This is a genomic window from Pseudomaricurvus hydrocarbonicus, from assembly GCF_011602365.1.
Lineage (GTDB): Bacteria > Pseudomonadota > Gammaproteobacteria > Pseudomonadales > Cellvibrionaceae > Pseudomaricurvus > Pseudomaricurvus hydrocarbonicus.
On the sequence record NZ_JAAONZ010000012.1, the window covers coordinates 139002 to 156620 of the forward strand.

At 52.9% G+C, this 17619-nt stretch carries 13 protein-coding genes; 11 read left to right on the top strand and 2 right to left on the bottom strand.

Translation table 11 applies throughout. The features are described 5' to 3' along the window. Positions 1–313 precede the first annotated feature (313 nt). On the top strand, positions 314–1456 hold the full coding sequence (locus G8770_RS15125; RefSeq protein WP_167188512.1) for an exonuclease SbcCD subunit D: 1143 nt from the start codon (positions 314–316) through the stop codon (positions 1454–1456). Continuing rightward, positions 1453–4539: an AAA family ATPase gene (locus G8770_RS15130; protein ID WP_167188515.1), complete on the top strand. Its 3087-nt coding sequence runs from the start codon at positions 1453–1455 to the stop codon at positions 4537–4539. The genes G8770_RS15125 and G8770_RS15130 overlap by 4 nt, the downstream gene beginning before the upstream one ends. Positions 4540–4701: 162 nt before the next feature. On the opposite strand, the gene G8770_RS15135 is transcribed toward G8770_RS15130, so the two are convergent. Beyond that, positions 4702–7122 (bottom strand): TonB-dependent receptor, encoded by a 2421-nt coding sequence (locus tag G8770_RS15135; RefSeq protein WP_167188518.1) that lies wholly within the window; start codon positions 7120–7122, stop codon positions 4702–4704. Positions 7123–7484: 362 nt separating this feature from the next. Between G8770_RS15135 and G8770_RS15140 the strand changes: the two genes are divergently transcribed. From G8770_RS15140 to G8770_RS15180, 9 genes are all read left to right on the top strand, one after another. Then, positions 7485–8417: a VOC family protein gene (locus G8770_RS15140; RefSeq protein WP_167188521.1), complete on the top strand. Its 933-nt coding sequence runs from the start codon at positions 7485–7487 to the stop codon at positions 8415–8417. An 84-nt stretch (positions 8418–8501) separates the two neighbouring features. Continuing rightward, positions 8502–8864, top strand: coding sequence for a Rieske (2Fe-2S) protein (locus tag G8770_RS15145; protein ID WP_167188524.1), 363 nt, complete (start codon positions 8502–8504; stop codon positions 8862–8864). Between the two features lies 1 nt (position 8865). Continuing rightward, positions 8866–9993, top strand: a complete 1128-nt coding sequence (locus G8770_RS15150; protein ID WP_167188527.1) for an FAD-dependent oxidoreductase — start codon at positions 8866–8868, stop codon at positions 9991–9993. A gap of 36 nt (positions 9994–10029) precedes the next feature. Then, entirely contained in the window at positions 10030–10827 is a 798-nt protein-coding gene (locus G8770_RS15155) for an SDR family NAD(P)-dependent oxidoreductase (RefSeq protein WP_167188530.1), read from the top strand. 92 nt (positions 10828–10919) lie between these two features. Then, positions 10920–11840 (top strand): LysR family transcriptional regulator, encoded by a 921-nt coding sequence (locus G8770_RS15160; RefSeq protein WP_167188533.1) that lies wholly within the window; start codon positions 10920–10922, stop codon positions 11838–11840. Between the two features lie 76 nt (positions 11841–11916). Next, positions 11917–12969, top strand: coding sequence for a zinc-binding dehydrogenase (locus G8770_RS15165; RefSeq protein ID WP_167188536.1), 1053 nt, complete (start codon positions 11917–11919; stop codon positions 12967–12969). Between the two features lie 313 nt (positions 12970–13282). Further along, positions 13283–14026 (top strand): SDR family NAD(P)-dependent oxidoreductase, encoded by a 744-nt coding sequence (locus G8770_RS15170; RefSeq protein WP_208022290.1) that lies wholly within the window; start codon positions 13283–13285, stop codon positions 14024–14026. An 11-nt stretch (positions 14027–14037) separates the two neighbouring features. Next, positions 14038–15018: a fumarylacetoacetate hydrolase family protein gene (locus tag G8770_RS15175; RefSeq protein WP_167188539.1), complete on the top strand. Its 981-nt coding sequence runs from the start codon at positions 14038–14040 to the stop codon at positions 15016–15018. A gap of 940 nt (positions 15019–15958) precedes the next feature. Next, entirely contained in the window at positions 15959–16729 is a 771-nt protein-coding gene (locus G8770_RS15180; protein WP_167188542.1) for an SDR family NAD(P)-dependent oxidoreductase, read from the top strand. 64 nt (positions 16730–16793) lie between these two features. Here G8770_RS15180 and G8770_RS15185 read toward each other — a convergent pair whose 3' ends face one another. Further along, a complete protein-coding gene (locus G8770_RS15185; RefSeq protein WP_167188545.1) occupies positions 16794–17597 on the bottom strand; it encodes a methyltransferase in 804 nt (267 codons plus the stop codon). Positions 17598–17619: the final 22 nt, after the last annotated feature.

Below are 17619 nucleotides of genomic sequence, written 5' to 3' on the forward strand. Positions count from 1 at the left end.
TCGCTGCGGCCTGTGTATACCGGCTGTTCCAGCTCGCTGCGCCAGTGCGTGACACTGTCAATATCTTGTCCTTCCGATACGCGGCCCCCTAGTTGGGCAATCCTCCCTTTATGCACTCCTCTCTTGCCTGTACCGCCAGAACTGCCTGAACTCTCTGTAGCGATTCCATAGTAATTTCTGGCGATCTTGTTATATTGGTGGCAAGAGTAACCTGCTGATTTTTAAGGTGAATAACAGATTTTTCTGGATTTGGCCCACGGCTGTTATGCCGTTGTAGACATTCGGGGCCTATCCTGCGTACCAGGAACACCCTATGAAATTTATCCACACGTCCGATTGGCACATCGGTCGCCAGTTTCACAATGTGTCATTACTGGAGGATCAGCGTCACGTGCTTGATCAGTTATTGGCCTATATGACTGAAGAGGCCGTCGATGCGCTGGTCATTGCCGGTGACATTTACGATCGCTCGATTCCACCGGCAGCGGCGGTTGAACTGCTGGACGATCTGCTCACGAGAATCTGTATGGAGATGCAGATACCGGTCATCCTGATTCCGGGTAACCACGACAGTGCCCAGCGATTGCGTTTTGGTTCCCGGCAACTGGGTCAGTCAGGCCTGCACATTCTGGGGGATCTGAACAAGGTGAAGGAGCCGGTGGTGATCCGCCATGCCGATGGCGACGTTGCTTTCTATGGCATGCCCTATAACGACCCCGAAACGGTACGCAATCTTTTTGACGAGCCGGTGTCCACCTACGACGAAGCGCACTCCTTCCTGGTGCAACAGATCCTGTCCTGCACTTCCAGCGAAATGAGTAATGTGCTGGCGAGTCATTGCTTTATTGATGGGGCAGAGGAGTCGGAATCCGAGCGCCCCCTGTCGATTGGAGGATCGGATCGGGTCAGTTATCAGCCTTGTGTTCCTTTCGATTATGTCGCTTTGGGTCATCTGCACAGCCCTCAATACAAGGGCAAAGAACACATCCGCTATAGTGGTTCATTACTGAAGTACAGCTTTTCAGAGCAGCACCAAAATAAGGGCGTGACACTGGTAGACCTGAATCGTAACGGGTTGCAGTCGGTAACACACTTGCCCTTGTCACCTTTACGAAATATGCGTGTGCTTGAGGGAGAGCTGACCACACTGCTTGAGCAGGGCAAGACGGACCCGCACAATGAAGATTATCTGTTGGTTCGCTTGACCGATCGTCACGCGATTCTTGACCCGATGAGTAAATTGCGCGCGGTCTACCCCAATGTGCTGCAGTTGGAAAAGCCGGGCATGTTGGCAACCGGTGAGCAACAGATGAGCCGTGACAAGCTCAAACGCAATGAATTGGATATGTTTTGCGATTTCTTTGTACAGGTTTCCGGGCAGGAATTAACCGCAGACCAACTAGCGGCGATTCAGCAAACCATAGCGGAGATTCATCAGCAGGAGCAGAATTCATGAAGCCGTTAACGCTGACGCTGCAAGCCTTTGGTCCCTTTGCCGGTCGTGAAGTGATCGACTTCACCCGGCTGGGCAGCAATCCCCTGTTTTTGATCAATGGCCCCACAGGTGCCGGCAAAAGCTCCATTCTGGATGCCATTTGTTTCGCACTCTATGGTCAAACCACGGGAGCCGAGCGAGAAGCCGCCGAGATGCGTTGTGATCACGCGGAAACGTCGGTACTCACAGAAGTGTGTCTGGAATTTTCGCTGGGTGATAAATGTTACCGGATTCGTCGTGTACCACCTCAATTCAGAGCTAAAAAAAGTGGTGAGGGTACCACCAAACACAATCCGGAAGCCCAGTTGTGGGAACTTGCCCCCAGCTCTGAAGACACGGAAGACGGTAGTAATGAAGGCCGTTTACTGGTGTCCAAAAATGTCACGGAGGCGACAGATTACATCAAGGAAATAATGGGGCTGGATGTCGAACAGTTCCGTCAGGTCATGGTGTTGCCACAAGGTAAATTTCGTGAGCTGTTGATGGCCGACTCCAAAGAGCGAGAAAAGATTTTTGGGCAGTTATTCCAGACCAACATCTATCGGCGCATTGAGGATCGTCTGAAAGCGCAGGCAGCGGGTATCAGACAAGCGGTGGAAAATCATCGTAATGAAATCAAAGGCATTTTACAAACGGCCGAGGTCAGTAGTGAGCAGGACGTGGCGGCGGAAGCAAAGACGCTAAAACCGCTGTTGCTTAAGGCAACAGAAAATAAAGACGCCGCCGATCAAAAGTTGAAAGCCTCGATCGCCGAAAAAAATCAGGGGCTGGCACTGACAAAGCGTTTTAGTGAGTTGGCCGCCAAGTGTCGGGGATTGAGTGACATCGAGGCCATGGCCCCGGAGGTTGAACAAAAACAGAAGCTTCTACAGCGAGCGATGCTGGCCCAAAAAATTCATCATCATTTTGAGCTGCAGCTTGCGCAGACCGATCAGCTGCAACGGCTGCAGCAGCAGGTAACGCTGAGCAAAGCGCAATTAGTGCAAGCAAACACCGACTATACCTTGGCGGCGGAGGAATATTCCCGAGCAAAGTCAGCACTGGATGAGCTGGATGAATTGAAACAACAGCACAGTGACCTGCAGCGTTATCAAGGACAACTGACCCAGTTGTCAGAGGCAAACACCGTCCAGCAGAGCCGTCAGCGTGCCGTCGATGCCAGCCGCCGGCAATACGAAGCCAGACAGCAAGCGTATCAAGGTTTACAGCGGGAGCAGGAAACTGCTCAGCAAACAGCTCAGGCGTTAGCCCTGGAATTGGAAATTCTCCCAAGCCAGCAAGCGAAACTGGAAAGTTTGACTCATAAGTTCCAGTTGAGAAAACAGCTGGAGACATTAAGGCAAGCGGCGGCCGAGATATCGGTTCAGGTCCGGACTGCACAGACGGCCTTTGAGCAGCAAACGGTTGAATGTGAGCAGTTACAGTTAACCGCAACTAAAACCGAATACCTCTGGCACAGCGGACAGGCTGCTCTGCTGGCTAAAGGGTTGCAACAGGGAGAACCGTGTCCGGTGTGTGGCAGTATTGAGCATCCTCATCCGGCCACCCAGTCTGGCGATAATGAGTTGGTCTCTAAACAGCAGGTCGATGCCATACGTCAGCAGCAACAGCAGGCAACCCGGCGTTTGGAAGAATGTAAGGAGGCAGTCTCTCAAGCCAATAACCTTAAGGCTATGAACACCAGAGAAGGTATGCAGTTGAAGGCCATGATTGCCGAATATGCGGATATCGCCGTAGAACAGATGGCCGAAGAGCTGGCTGCCATGGAAATTCAGGTGCAACAGTTGCTGGCGAGGCAGGTGGAACAACATCGACTCAATCGCCGGGTCACCGAGATCCAGCAGGAGCTGACGAATACTTTCGAGTCTTTGACAGAACTGGAAGCCACCGTCAAACAAGACAGTCATAGCTTGATGCAGGTGTCTGCACAGGTTGAGCAATTGCAGCAGCAGATCCCCGAATCGTATCGACAAGCGGGATTTTTGGCGCAGGCACTGAAACGCCTGGCTGAGAGCATTGAAAAGATTACCCGGGCGGCGACAGTCGCCGAGCAACGTCAATCCGAGCAAAAATCAATTGCCGATAAAGCGGATTCCGCCCTGGTGGCTTTAACGAAACAGTGGGATGACGCGCAGGTGAAGACACAGCAGGTGCTTCAAACCTGGGAGTCTGCGCTGCAGGCCAGTGAATTCGCCGATGTGACTGCGTTTAAAGAAGCTTTACTGGAGGACGCCGCCCAACAGCAGTTGAAAACCGACATTGATCGCTATAACACGGAAACCAGCAATACCAGGGCCGTGATTGAACAGATGAAAACAGAACTGGCGGAGCAAAAAGCGCCGGACATGGAGTATCTGGAGGCGGCTGTAAATACCGCTGCTGCTCTGTTTGAGGAGGCCGATAAGACATGGCAAAAACTGGCGGAACGCAACAATCTGTTGAAATCTGTACAGGATAAACTGCAGAAAGCGCATGAGAAAAACGCCTTATTGGAAAAACAATATGCGGTTATGGGCACCTTGAGCGACGTCGCCAACGGCCAGACCGGAGACAAGATCAGCCTTAATCGTTTTGTCCTCAGTGTATTGCTCGATGATGTATTGATTCAGGCATCCCAGCGCCTGCATCTCATGAGTAAAGGACGCTATTGCCTGGTGCGTAAAGAAGACCGGGCCAAGGGCAATAAAGCCTCAGGTCTGGAACTGGAAGTCGAAGACGGCAATACCGGCAAGACGCGGTCTGTGGCGACCTTATCCGGTGGTGAATCTTTTATGGCGGCACTGTCTTTAGCTTTGGGGTTGTCGGACGTGGTGCAATCCTATGCCGGCGGGATCAAACTGGACGCCCTGTTCATTGATGAGGGCTTTGGCAGTCTGGACAGCGAGTCGCTGGATGCAGCCATCAGGGTACTCATTGATTTACAGCAAACGGGTCGGATGATTGGGGTGATTTCCCATGTCAGTGAACTGAAAGAGCAAATGGCCTTGCGTCTGGATGTAATGAGCGGTCAGTCGGGCAGTCATATTGCGATGAAAGTGGCGTAAGCTATGACTTGGAAGGTCGTGTTAACGCTGGCGTAATAAAGCAGATCAGAGACCGTGTGTAAGAAAGAGTACCGAAGAAGGAATGTGATTGAAAAAAAGCCCCACCAGTACTGGTGGGGCTAAAGTCAGTCGCATCACAATTTGCGAGACTTAAGGTGTGACCTAGAAGTTGTAACCAAAACGCAGACCGTAGGTCAGTGGTGCGCCGTACTGGGTCATGGCCAGGCCAATCGGAGAGGCCTGGGTGGATGAGATGCGGCGTTCGTCTTCGAGGTTGCGAGCATAGGCGCTCAGGAACCAGTCACCGCTTTGGGGCTCGAAGGTGATGTCCAGATCGGTGGTGGTATAAGATTCGATTTTTTCGTGTTCAAGATTCCAGAAGCCACTCACCTGATCGTCTACCCAGCGGGAATTCAGGGCGATGATGAGATTGTAATCACTCACTGGAATGGTTTGAGTCACTCCTAAGATCAGAGTCAGCTCGGGTGAGAAGACGGATTCATTTCCCGAACAATCGAAGTCCAACATCGGTGCGCCGTCTGCCGTTGTGCCTATGACAGTACTCGGGCAATTGATGTTGTCGCGGGGAGGGGCGGCTTGAAAGTGTAAATCATCATAACTGGCTTTCAGGTACTGGGCCTTGGCGGTGACCAAGGTGTTTTCTGCCGCCGCCCATTTCAGATCAATGTCGATGCCTTTGCTGGTTGCCGAACCGACGTTGTCAGTGAGATTTTCCAGCACACCATCTGAGATGGTGAAGTAGCTGATCTGCTGATCCTTGTAATCCCAGTAAAAGGCTTCGATGTTCAGTTGCAGAGCGCCATCGAGGAAACGGTTCTTAGAACCCAGAGTAATGGCATCCAGATATTCCGGATCGTAGGTGGGTGCTGCTGCGAGCTGGAAACCGCCGCTGCGATATCCGGTTTCGTAGCTCAGGTAGACCATTGAGTCTTCCATTAGATCCCATTCAAATGCCACCCGGTAGGTGGTTTTGCTTTTTTGGTAGCTGTCGTCGGTCGTGTTATTCACATGCAATACAGTCCCGACGCCAGTGGTCAACGGAATGACGGTGACACCACCACCAACGTCGACAAACGCGGCTGCCCAGCCGTTGTCTGTCAGGAAGGCATCAGCTTGAGCTACGTTGTCGAGAGTGGGATAAATGGGCAAATTGCCCGGCGTCGCACAACCTGCAGCAAAAGAATCCGGCGGTGTAATCAGGTCACCACCTGGGCCACCGCAGAAGGTAATGTAATTATCAATTTTCCCCTGCATGGTTTTTTTGTCGTCGGTATAACGTACACCGGTAACCAGTCGGGTGTTTTCGGTCAGGTGCCAGGTGGCTTGTCCAAAGGTCGCCCAAGACTCGGAATCCTGTTTAAACTCCTGCATTGGCAATACGAATTCCTGGTTAAAGGTGTTGTCGCCTTCAATGGTCTCGTCGATGTAATAGGCTCCGACAATGTATTCAAATGCACCTTCAGTTTCACCGGCAAAGCGAATTTCCAGGGATTTCTGTTCATCCGTTTCCTGGAACCAGCCGCTGTTGAAGCCTGGTACGCCGAATTTGGAGTCCTGTTCGACTTTGCGCCAGGCAGGAACGATGGTCAGGTCTCCGGCCTTGAAGGCGTAGGTGATCTCGGCATTGATGCCTTTGTACTGATTGTCGACGTACCAGTCGTCCTGAATGTCCGTCAGGAAACCAAAACCAGGGGCGCCCAAAACGGTGTTGCGATAGGCATTCCCCGCCGCTGTGTTCATGCCCTCATCAATATCCAGACCGGAAGGAACCAGTGAGTAGTCACCCAGCCCGTTTTTAGAATACACACCAGTGTAGGTGGTGCCAGCACCCACGCCACCCACGTCGGTGTAATCGGCGCCGATACGCACGGTCAGGTCGTCATTCACCTGAGAGAGGAACTGGGCGCGAATGCCGTAATTGTCGGTATCCCCTGTACCGTCGTCGTTATAGCCGTCTCGCTTTTGTTTGTTAGCGGACAGGCGCAATGCGTTGTTGTCACCGATGGGGATGTTGACCGCTCCCTGCACCTGAACACTGTCGATATTGCCTACCGTGGCGTTGAAAAAGCCGCTCTGTTCACCCAACACCGGTTTGGCGGGCAGTATGTTAACCGCACCACCGGTGGCGTTGCGGCCGTACAAAGTCCCTTGCGGGCCTTTGAGCACTTCAACTCGCTCAAGATCGTAAAACACGGAACTGGAGGCGCCCGAGGCGCGGCCAAGGAACACACCGTCGTAGCTCATGGCGATGGCGGGATCAATATACGCGCTGCTGGTGCGGTTACCGACGCCGCGCATATAAAGCGCAGAAGCACCGCCACCGCCATTGGTGATTTGCAGAGCCGGTACGACTTTGCTCAGTTCATAGGCGTTGGTCACACCACTTTTCATTAACCCTTCACCGGTGACAGCATCAATGGCAATGGCAGCATCCTGCAGGGATTCCGCACGCCTTTGTGCGGTGACGACAACCTCTTCCAGTTCAACGGCAGCGTGTAGATCGACGCTGATCTGGGCAGTACTAATTGCGGCAATAGCTGCAGTTATTAACTTTCTGTTCATTAGCTGAACCTCTCCATTCAATATTATTATGTCAAGCCTCTATGAATGCTGGCTGCAGAAAAGACTATCAAGTCTTGTAAAGAGTCGATAATCGTTAGTGTGAATACAATGGATTTGATTGGCCGATAGTCTTCAACGCGGGAGTGTCAGAACAGCGCTAGGGCATTATCTGTGAATATCGAAATGGACACCGTCGTTGGTTGAAGGTGTTATCAGCCCTGCCGATACCGAGCATCAGTACAATCGATTTGTATGCAGAGCTCACCCACCTCTAGGATAGAACTATGGATACCGCTACCTGTTTGCACACGATAACAGATGGCCGTTCCCTTTGTTAAATAAGAAAAAGGTAGTGACTAACCATGAAAATAATAGGTCCAGATTCTTTGGTGTTTGGCGTAGATGACGTGGCCAGTTGTAATCAGTATCTCACCGATTATGGCTTGATTCCGAAAGAGGTATCCGCTGAGGGCGGGCGTTTTGAAGCCCTTGATGGGACCAATATTGAAATTCGTCATAAAGAGGATACTTCTCTTCCCGCACCTCTGCCGACGGGCTCGACGCTGCGCAAAACCGTCTACGGTGTGGCGGACGAGGGAGTTCTGGAGCAAATCGCTGCGGAACTGGGCAAGGATCGCGAGGTAATTCGTCACGCCGATGGCTCCATTGAGGCATTGGACGACATGGGGTTTGCACTGGGCTTTCAGGTGACGATTCGTCGCCCGCTCAGCCTGCCGGATGAAATTGTCAATGCGCCGGGTGCGAAGGCCAATCGTGGCATCAATGTGATTGGTGCTGATGAGGACGCTGACATCGTGCCGCGGACCCTCTCACACGTGGTGTACTTTGTTCCGGATCAGAAAAAGGCAGAAGCTTTTTATGTGGAGCGGTTGGGGTTCCGGGTCGCTGATCGTTTTACCAATCTGGGGCCTTTTTTACGCCCTCAAGGCACACTGGATCACCACACCCTGTTCCTGGTGCACACTCCACCGGAAATGCAGGGCGTGGAGCACTTTACCTTCCACCTTGGCAACCCCAGCGAGCTGTTGCAGGCGGGTAAGCGTTTTGTCGACAAGGGTTATGAGAGTTTCTGGGGACCTGGTCGACACGTCTACGGTTCCAATTGGTTCTGGTACTTCAACAGCCCTATGGGGGTGCATGTGGAATACGATGCCGACATGGATCTGCACGATGACAGTTGGGAGCCCCGGGCGGTGGAGTCCTCGGCCGATGTGTCGCAAATTTTTAATTTCACTTTGGCCAAGAAGTGGATGCCCGGTGGTGATCCCCATTAAGTCACTCCATTAAGCCTCTCTAAAAAATGCCGACAGGCGCTACCGAGCGTTTGTTGAGCCTGACGGAATAGTGGTGGAAGTTTGATGGAGAAGATCTGGCTGTGTGGCTGGGCGGATATTGAGGATGGTGATTGTCGCGGTTTTGATCCTTTTGATGAGGGGCGCGACCGCTTGTTTGTGGTACGCCAGGGCAACCGGGCTTTTGCCTGGCGTAACGCCTGCCCTCACCGCGGCTACGAGGGCTCGACCATGGCCTGGCGCAAACACGCTTATCTCAACGCCGGGCGCAACCGCATTGTCTGCTCATCTCACGGCGCGCAGTTTGACATTGAAACCGGTGAGTGTCTTGCGGGCCCTTGCCCGGGGCAGGCACTGGAACCCGCCACAGTACACAGAGATGAATTCAGCCAGCTTTACTGGTTAACAAATCGAATGCAGGAGAAATAATATGTCCTTGCCGGCACAAAAAGTATTAATCATCGGCGGTGGCTTTTCCGGAATGTCTGCGGCTATCCAACTGCGAAAGCTGGGTGTGGATGTGGATGTGGTAGAAATTGACGAAAACTGGCGTACCGATGGCGCTGGCATCACGGTCAGCGGTCCCTCCCTTAGGGCCATTGAGGCGATTGGCCTGTTGCCTGAGTTTCGCGAGCAGGGTGCCATGATGGATGGCATTGAGCAGTATACTTCCGACGGTACACTGTTTAGCCAAATCAAAACACCGAAAGTACCGGGCACCGAAATCTCTGGTGGCGGCGGTATCATGCGGCCAGTGCTGGCGAAAATTCTGGCGCAGGCCACCCGTGATTCTGGTGCCAATGTTAAACTGGGCGTCACTTTTAAAAACATTGAAGACTGCGGCAATGAGGTGTTGGTCGAGTTTACGGACGGCTCCAGTCAAGCTTACGATCTGGTGGTCGGTGCCGATGGTGTTTTTTCTTCTGTCAGAAAGGCTGTGTTTCCCGGCGCGCCGACCCCGCAATACTCCGGTCAAGGCGTGTGGCGTGCGGTGATACCGCGTTTCGGCGCAGAGCGGTCAATGATGTATTTTGGCAAGCAAGGCAAGGTGGGTTTCACCCCGGTCTCTGAAAATGAAATGTATCTCTATTACACGGAAAAACGCTCTGAAAAGAAACGTATTCCGGACGACGAATTACTGCCCCACCTGAAGGGACTGCTCGATGAATACACCGCACCGATTCTGGTAAAAATTCGCGAGTACCTGAACGAATCCAGCCAGATTCTGTATCGTCCACTGGAAGGAATGATGATGCCCAGGCCCTGGTACAGCGGCCGGGTGCTGCTGATCGGTGATTGCGTTCATGCGACCACTCCGCATCTCGCGTCAGGTGCTGGCATGGGGCACGAAGATGCGGTGGTGCTGGGGGAAGAGTTTGCCAAAGGTGGGGATTTGCACGATGTGCTGGAGCGTTACCAAAATCGTCGTTGGGAGCGCTGCCGCATGATTGTGGCCAACTCAGGAAGGTTGGGTGAAATTGAGATGACGGGCGGTTCGAAAGAAGAGCACTCGCAAATTATGGCATTGTCACTGGCAGCACTGTTGGCGCCAATCTGAGGATGGGGTTGCAGAAACATAAGATGAGTGAGTCTAATGACAAAGCCTATTTCGCCTCCTGAGGGCGACTTGTTTGACCTGTCCGGGCAGGTTGCTCTGGTGACAGGAGCGGCGGGTGGTCTGGGGCGGGAAATCGCCCAAACCCTGGCACACTACGGTGCCGAGGTGGTGGTGTCTGATCTCAGTGCCGCTGGCACGGAGCAGTTAGCAGAAGCCCTGAACGAGGGTGGTTACAGTGCGTTGCCGTTGATTGCGGATCTTGCTGATGCTGCGTCGGTCATAGCGTTGGCTGAACAAGCTTTGGCGTGGCGTGGGCGTGTTAATACACTGGTCTGCTGTGGTGGTATGGAGGGGTACGTGGGATCCCTGTTGGATGTGTCGGATCAAGACTGGCAAACCCTGATGACCGTAAACTTGCAGTCGGCGCAACGGTTGAGTGCGGCCCTGGCGCCGAATATGCGAAAGCGGGGGGGCGGCAGCATCGTGTTCATTGCCAGTATTGCCGGTTTGCGTGGCAACCGGTCAATAGGCCTGTATGGCATCGCCAAGGCGGGTTTGGCGCAATTGGCCAGAAACCTGGCGGTTGAGTTGGGGCCAGACGGAATTCGTGTCAATGCATTGGCTCCGGGATTGATTGATACGCCGCTGTCAAAGCACTTGCAGGCCGATGAGGCTTTTATGCTGCACCGCATGGCCATGACTCCGTTAAGGCGTGTGGGTAAGCCATCAGAAATTGCAGGGGTTGTGACCATGCTGGCCGGTCGCGCCGGTGGTTTTATGACCGGACAGACTCTGGTGGTGGATGGCGGCACCGTGATAACCGATGGTTCCTGATGACAGCCAGTCAATCTTTGAATATATTAGTGCTCTAACAATAATGAATGCCACAGCTCTGCTGTGAGCAGACTGTATCGGGAATCAGAGAGATGCGTCTTAATCGATTGGATTTAAATTTACTGGTGACACTGGACGCGTTATTGAGCGAACGCAGTATTACTCGTGCTGCCGAGCGCATACATTTGAGCCAACCGGCGACCAGTGGTGCACTGGCGCGCCTGCGGGAATTTTTTGAAGATGATTTGCTGGTGCGAGTGGGTACGCAGATGATGCCAACGCCCTTGGGCGAGAGTCTGGCGGCCCCTGTACACAACATCCTTATGCAGATACAGACGACGGTAGAACGCCGGCTGGAATTTAATGCTGAAGAATCAGACCGCTGTTTCCGTTTTTTACTCAGTGACTATACTGCCACCACGTTTATGTCAAAAGTGGTAAGGCGACTGGATGAACTGGCTCCAAACATGCAGTTGGAGTTTTTTGCACCGACCAATAACCCCTGGGAAAAACTCGAGCAGGGTGATGTGGATTTTCTCATCATGCCCGAGCAGGTGTTATCGAAAGATCACCCCAAACTAAAACTGTTTGATGACGATTTTGTTTGCATTGGCAGCCTCGATAACCCGGCGTTGGACAAGCCGTTGACGTTGAAGACCTTTCTCGAATTGGGGCATGTGTCGGTGCGCTTTGGTTCGCATCGCACTCGCAGTCAGGATCAAATGCTTCTGCAGGATAAGCAGGGGGTTGAACCCCGGGTAGAAATCGTCGCTTCGACTTTCAGCGCTATCCCGCAGTACATTGCCGGGACCAAGCGAATCGCCACCGTGTACCGCCATCTGGCGGAAGAATGGGTGAATTTTTTACCTCTCAAAATGGTTCCGGTGCCGGTGGAATTGCCCAAAATTCCGTGGGGATTGCAGTGGCACAAATACCGCGATCTGGACCCGGGTGTACACTGGCTGCGCGAACAAATCATCGCCGTGGCCCATGAACACGCCAATCCGGCCTGAACTTTCCAATGTTCAAATGATGTTTCATGTTCAAGCCATGTCTTTTATTCAAACTGTTTAGAGATTGGGAATACGTGTGAAAAAAGCCGCCGTTGCGCACATCCCCGAAGCGGGGCAAGTGACGCTGAAATCGACGTTAGTGGAAGCGCCAGGGCCCGGGCAGGTGTTGTTGCAGGCGCTATTCAGCAGCCTCAGTCCAGGCACCGAGCGCGCGTTGATGGCCGGCCATATACTGCCGCTGCCGCAGAATCTGGGTTACAGTCTGGTTGCCAGGGTGATTGACATCGGCGAGGGCGTCGAACACCTCCAGCAAGGGGATACGGTGGTTGCCACGGCCGCTCACGCAGAATTTCAAGTCATCGATGCGCGTACGCTCACCCCGGTGCCTGTTGGAACTGATCTTGAGCAGTCGGCGTTTTTTAATCTGGCACACACCGCAATGTACGCCATAAGGCGCAGCGGCCTGCAGTTAGGAGAACCCTGTGTGGTGTTGGGCCAGGGCCTGGTGGGGGCCATTACCGCGCAGCTTGCGCGTTTGGCGGGAGCGGTGCCGGTAATTGTGACCGATATCGACGACACCCGCCTGGCAGCCAGCCGGGCAATGGGTGTGCAGCACGCCATCAACCCATTACACGATCCTGACGGAGTCAAAGAGGCCTTGAAGGCGGAAGGACTCGACGGTGTGGCCGTGGTGTTTGAAGCGACGGGCGCGCGCGCGCCGTTGGAGCAGGCGCTGGATCTGGTCGCGGAACGCGGGCGAGTGGTTATTATGTCGCAGAGTGGCGACGGCCAATTGCCCAAATTCGCCGATAAATTGATGTTCAAGGGCGTTTCCCTGATTGGCGGCTATATCAACTCCAAGCCTTTTGCCCTCTATCGCTCGGATCTGCAAATTACCGAGAGCTGGCCACCGGTGATGCGAACCGGGTTGCAGCGCTATGGTCACAGCGATTGCTGGACCAGCGATGAGGATATTCGGGTGTTCCTGCGGTTGGTGAAAAGTGGCAGGCTGGATCTGCGCCCACTCATCTCACATCGTTTACACTGGCAACAACTGCCTGACGCTTACCAAATGGTGTGGGACCGGGATCCGGCGTTGCTGGGCGGGTTGATTCACTGGCAGGACTGATCGCGCACGCTCACCTTTCCTGTTAGGTTTGAAACCTTAATTCGGCAGGCAAAAATCTCATTCCAGTTCTGCCTGGAGCTGTTTTAAATTGCCTCTAGCAACTGCCCTGAAGACCGTTTAGCGCGGTCTTTTTGGCATTGATTTCCATCCACTTCAAGTGCCCATCAGCACAGCTTTCAATCTCCTTGCTGCGCATGGCTAAGCACTATCCGCCGGATCAATAAACGCAATCCATGAAAACAAGTTCAGCTGGGTTTCGTGACTGGCTAGACTGCCATCAACAGTATCATTCATTGATGGGCGAGGAATAACAATGTCGAAAAGCCATGCCGGACGTGTAGCCGTAATCACCGGGGCAGCAGGGGCCTTGGGGCGAGAATTTGCCCTGGCGCTGGCCGCTCAGGGATGTGATGTTGCGATTGCGGATATTAGCGCAGCAGATCACGTCGTTGCAGAAATTGAAGCGCTGGGACAGCGGGGTTACAGCGAAGTGTGTGACCTGTCTGATCCCGGCCAAATAGAAAGTTTTGTCTCCGCTACCCTGGACAAGTTTGGCCGTTGCGATATTTTGGTGAACAATGCCGCCTATATGCCAGTCATTCCCTTTGCGGAATTGGGTCTGGATCAGTTGCGACGCTTTCAGGCGATCAATGTCGAGGCAGCTTTCTTGCTCGCCAAGTTACTGACGCCGGGCATGGCTGAGCGAGGCTATGGCCGCATCGTGCAAATTGCCTCCAGTACCACGGGTACCCCCATGCCGGGTTTCCTCGCCTACATCACCACCAAAATGGCGGGGATTGGCTTAACCCGATCGCTGGCGGCTGAATTTGGTGGTCGCGGTATTCTCTGCAACGCCCTGTCACCGGGATTAACCCTGACGCCTGAATCCAGAAAAAATCTGCCAGCGGAATTGTTTGAATCGGTTTGCGAACGTCAGCTGATTAAACGCAATGAACTCCCCTCGGACTTGGTGGGGGCACTTCTCTTTTTAACCTCTGAAGGTTGTGGCTTTGTCTCGGGACAAACCATCAACTGCGACGGCGGCGTACAATTTTAGGAGCAAAGCATATGAAGTTAGCAACATTGAATAATGGTACGCGCGATGGTCGCTTACTGGTGGTTTCCAGGGATCTGACCCAAGCGGTGTATGCCAGTACGATCGTCGACACGATGATAGAAGCTCTGGAAAATTGGGAAACGGTTCAAGAGCCCCTGCAGCATCGTTATGAACACCTCAATGAAGGCATGCTCAAAGATGCTTTCGCCTTTGATCCGGCCAAAGTGATGGCACCGTTGCCGCGCTGCTACCAATTTGTTGACGCCTCTGCGTTTCTTAATCATGGCAACATCATGGAGGAGGCTTTTGATCTGGATGTGAAAAAGGACAAGGGCATTCCGGTTCTGGTGCAGCGTCAAAGCGATGATTTTCTTGGCCCCCGGGAAGACTACCCGTTTCCCTGCGAAGAGGATAACGGCGACTTTGAAGGTGAATTTGCCGTGGTGGTGGATGACATGCCGATGGGAATTTCTGCCAAGGAGGCGGAAAAACACATCAAACTGGTGATGATCCTCAACGATATGAGCATGCGCACCCACCTGTTCCGCGAACTGGGCATGGGATTTGGTTTTATCAACGCCAAACCGGCAACCGTATTTGGTCCGGTGGCGGTGACACCTGATGAGCTGGGGGATTCCTGGCGTGATGGGCGCATTCATCTGGACATGCAGGTGAAACGCAATGGCGAATGGTTTGGCAACCCCAACGGCGGTGGTATGGACTTCAGTTTCGGTCAAGTTCTTAGCCATTTGGCCTACAACCGCAACCTCAAAGCTGGTGCCATTATTGGTTCGGGAACGGTATCCAGTACAGACTGGAAAACGGTTGGCTCTGCCTGTTTGGCTGAGCGTCGTGCGCTGGACAAAATAGAATTTGGCGAATTTCGCACCGACTTTCTGCACTTCGGGGAAAGCTTAAGTTTCGAGGTGTTCGGTGAGGACGGGCAATCCGTTTTCGGGGCGATAGAACACAAGATGGTTAAAGCGCAATGATGTGAAAAAAGAGACCACTGAGTGGTCTCTTTTGCGTTAAGGCTTAACCTCTGCATTCCTTCTCTTTCTCTTTATCTCTCTTCCTGGTGCCAAGAGCGCCTCAAAATTGGTAGTGAATCCTGGCGTGTCAGCGGCGCAGGTAGCGGCATGTGTAACCTGTAAACCCCGTCGGCAACGGCATACATGGCACCGCCTTGTGGGTGCCAGCCGTCACCGAGGAGGTAGTGAAGATCGCTCACGGGTTACCCGAGGAATGCCTGGCCGCCATCAATACTCAACCCGTTGGGGTTATCACTTGCCTTCATTGTAGTCTCATTATCGTTGTAGACACTGATTTCAGTTCTATTCTGTCAAGCAACTCGTCATTCGACCTACTGCATAGAAGGGGGATAGGTAAGCCCTTTCCGCTTGTGGCGTGTCGTCCATATGAGCGACGAAACCAGAGTCATAGTTGTATAGATTAGGACTATTGTGCCTGCCCGAATCTGATCCCCTGCTCGACGGGTACACACGGCTTGCAGCTGTCTTTATTCGCCCGAAGAATAATAAGGATCACTATGGAAAACTTGTCTATGTCTTGTGGGGCAATCATCAATCTACGGATGCACTGAATTATCAACTGTTGAATGAGCTGGGGCCGTAGATTCAATCTCTGAAGGGGGTTCACACGGTGCAGTTCAACTTGATCGATCAGTATGTGCAAAACATTGTGCAGCGTGCCCTGACAACGAGTGCTCCGTTTTTTCACGGCATTGTGGAGGAGTGTTTTCCTCTGGAAGCGCTAAAGGATCCGATAGTTTTTTTGATGCGCAGGGGGATAAGGCCCGCTTCAATGACAACTTGCAAGCGATGACGATAGCTGCAATCGCTTTTTGGATCAGAATCAACTCGACATTATCTACACCAGCCAATACATCATTATGCAGTAGGGAGAGATTTTATGACGCTAGAAAAAAACTTATTGGGTAAAACAGCGCTGATCACAGGCGCCGGACAGGGTGTGGGACAGGGCATTGCCTTTGCTCTGGCCGAGCGCGGTGCCAAGGTGGCTGTGGTGGGCCGGACCTTGTCAAAATGTGAAAGTACTTGTGAGGCAATCCGTGAGCGCTTTGGGGGTGATGCCATTGCCGTGCAATGCGATGTTGCGTCTCGGGAAGATCTTGAGCGGGCGGTCACCACCACAGTTGAAGCGTTTGGTGGTATTCAGATACTGGTGAACAATGCAGTGAGCACGGCCCTGGGACCGCTGTTAAGTCTTAGCTCCGATAAGGTTTTGAAGGCCTATCAGGTGGGACCAATGGCTACTCTCAACTTGATGCAACTCTGCTATCCCTATCTCAAGGCAGAAGGCGGTTCGATCATTAATTTGGCCAGCACAGCGGCCAAACGCTGGGATATGAGCAATTACGGTGTCTATGCGGCCGAGAAAGAAGGGGTTCGTGCCCTGACGCGGGCTGCTGCCAGCGAGTGGGGTGCTGATAACATTCGTGCGAATGTGATTTTGCCACACGCCACATCGCCTGCGTTAAAAGGTTGGATTGAAAATAACCCCGCCGAGGCGGAAGCTTTTATTGCCAGCATTCCCATGCGTCGTATTGGCGATTGTGAACAGGATATTGGCAAGTTTGTGGCGCTGCTGTGCTCACCGGAAGCCAGTTACGTCAGCGGTCAGAGTATTGCTGTGGATGGGGGGCAGGCCTACATGGGCTAGCGGTGGTTCGAACAAAAAGGGCGGCATGAAGCCGCCCTTTTTTTATAGCAGAAAGGTACTGATTTTATAGCAGGAAAGGCACTAAAGACTTGCGGTCACTGGGGTAGTTGTCAAATTTTTTCTGATACCAGCGATGGGTTTCCAGAGCGCGGGGCAACAGGTTGGCGACAGTAACGGCGAAAATAAACACGCCGGCCAGAGACCAGGTGAAAATGGCAAAGCCCAACCACGACAGCATTTCGCCCAGGTAACTGGGGCTGGATACCAACCGGTAGCCACCGCCGTAGGGGATGCGATAGCGGGGTTGTTCGGAGTTGTCTGACGCCGAGTTTGGTTTGGGGCGCAGGCTTCGTAAAACCGCATCGGAATGCACGTTCAGGGTGAAGCCAATCAGGTAGATGGCAAAGCCAATCACAAAGCGGGGGTCGGTCAACCAGTCGGGCGTCAGAAATGGCGCCAGTTCACTGATAAACCAGGCACTGAAGTAACCGTGTAAGCCGGTCGCTACCCAGCCAAACAGCACCACGCTCAGGCTGAAAGAGGCCTTGGTGCCCCGGTGTACTCGCATCAGCATGGGGTTGATAAAACCCCGGTTGGCGTAGTGACACATCCAAATGCCGAAAAACAGCAGAGGCACCAGCTCGGTGTGATTTTGTCCTTGAAAAAAGAAGTAGGCAAAAGAGATCGGTGCCGGTAATTCCATCAGAATCCAGCCTAACTTGGGGTTGAGATTGATACCTTTTTTCGTTGCGCCAAAACGGCCATAGGCCGATTGGCCAAAGGTTGATGCGAAAGCAATCAGTGCGGCAAAGGCAAAGCCGATGGCCAGCAGGGTATCGTAGGTTGTGTCACCGGTGTACCAGGACATTGTGGACTCCTTAACTGCAAGT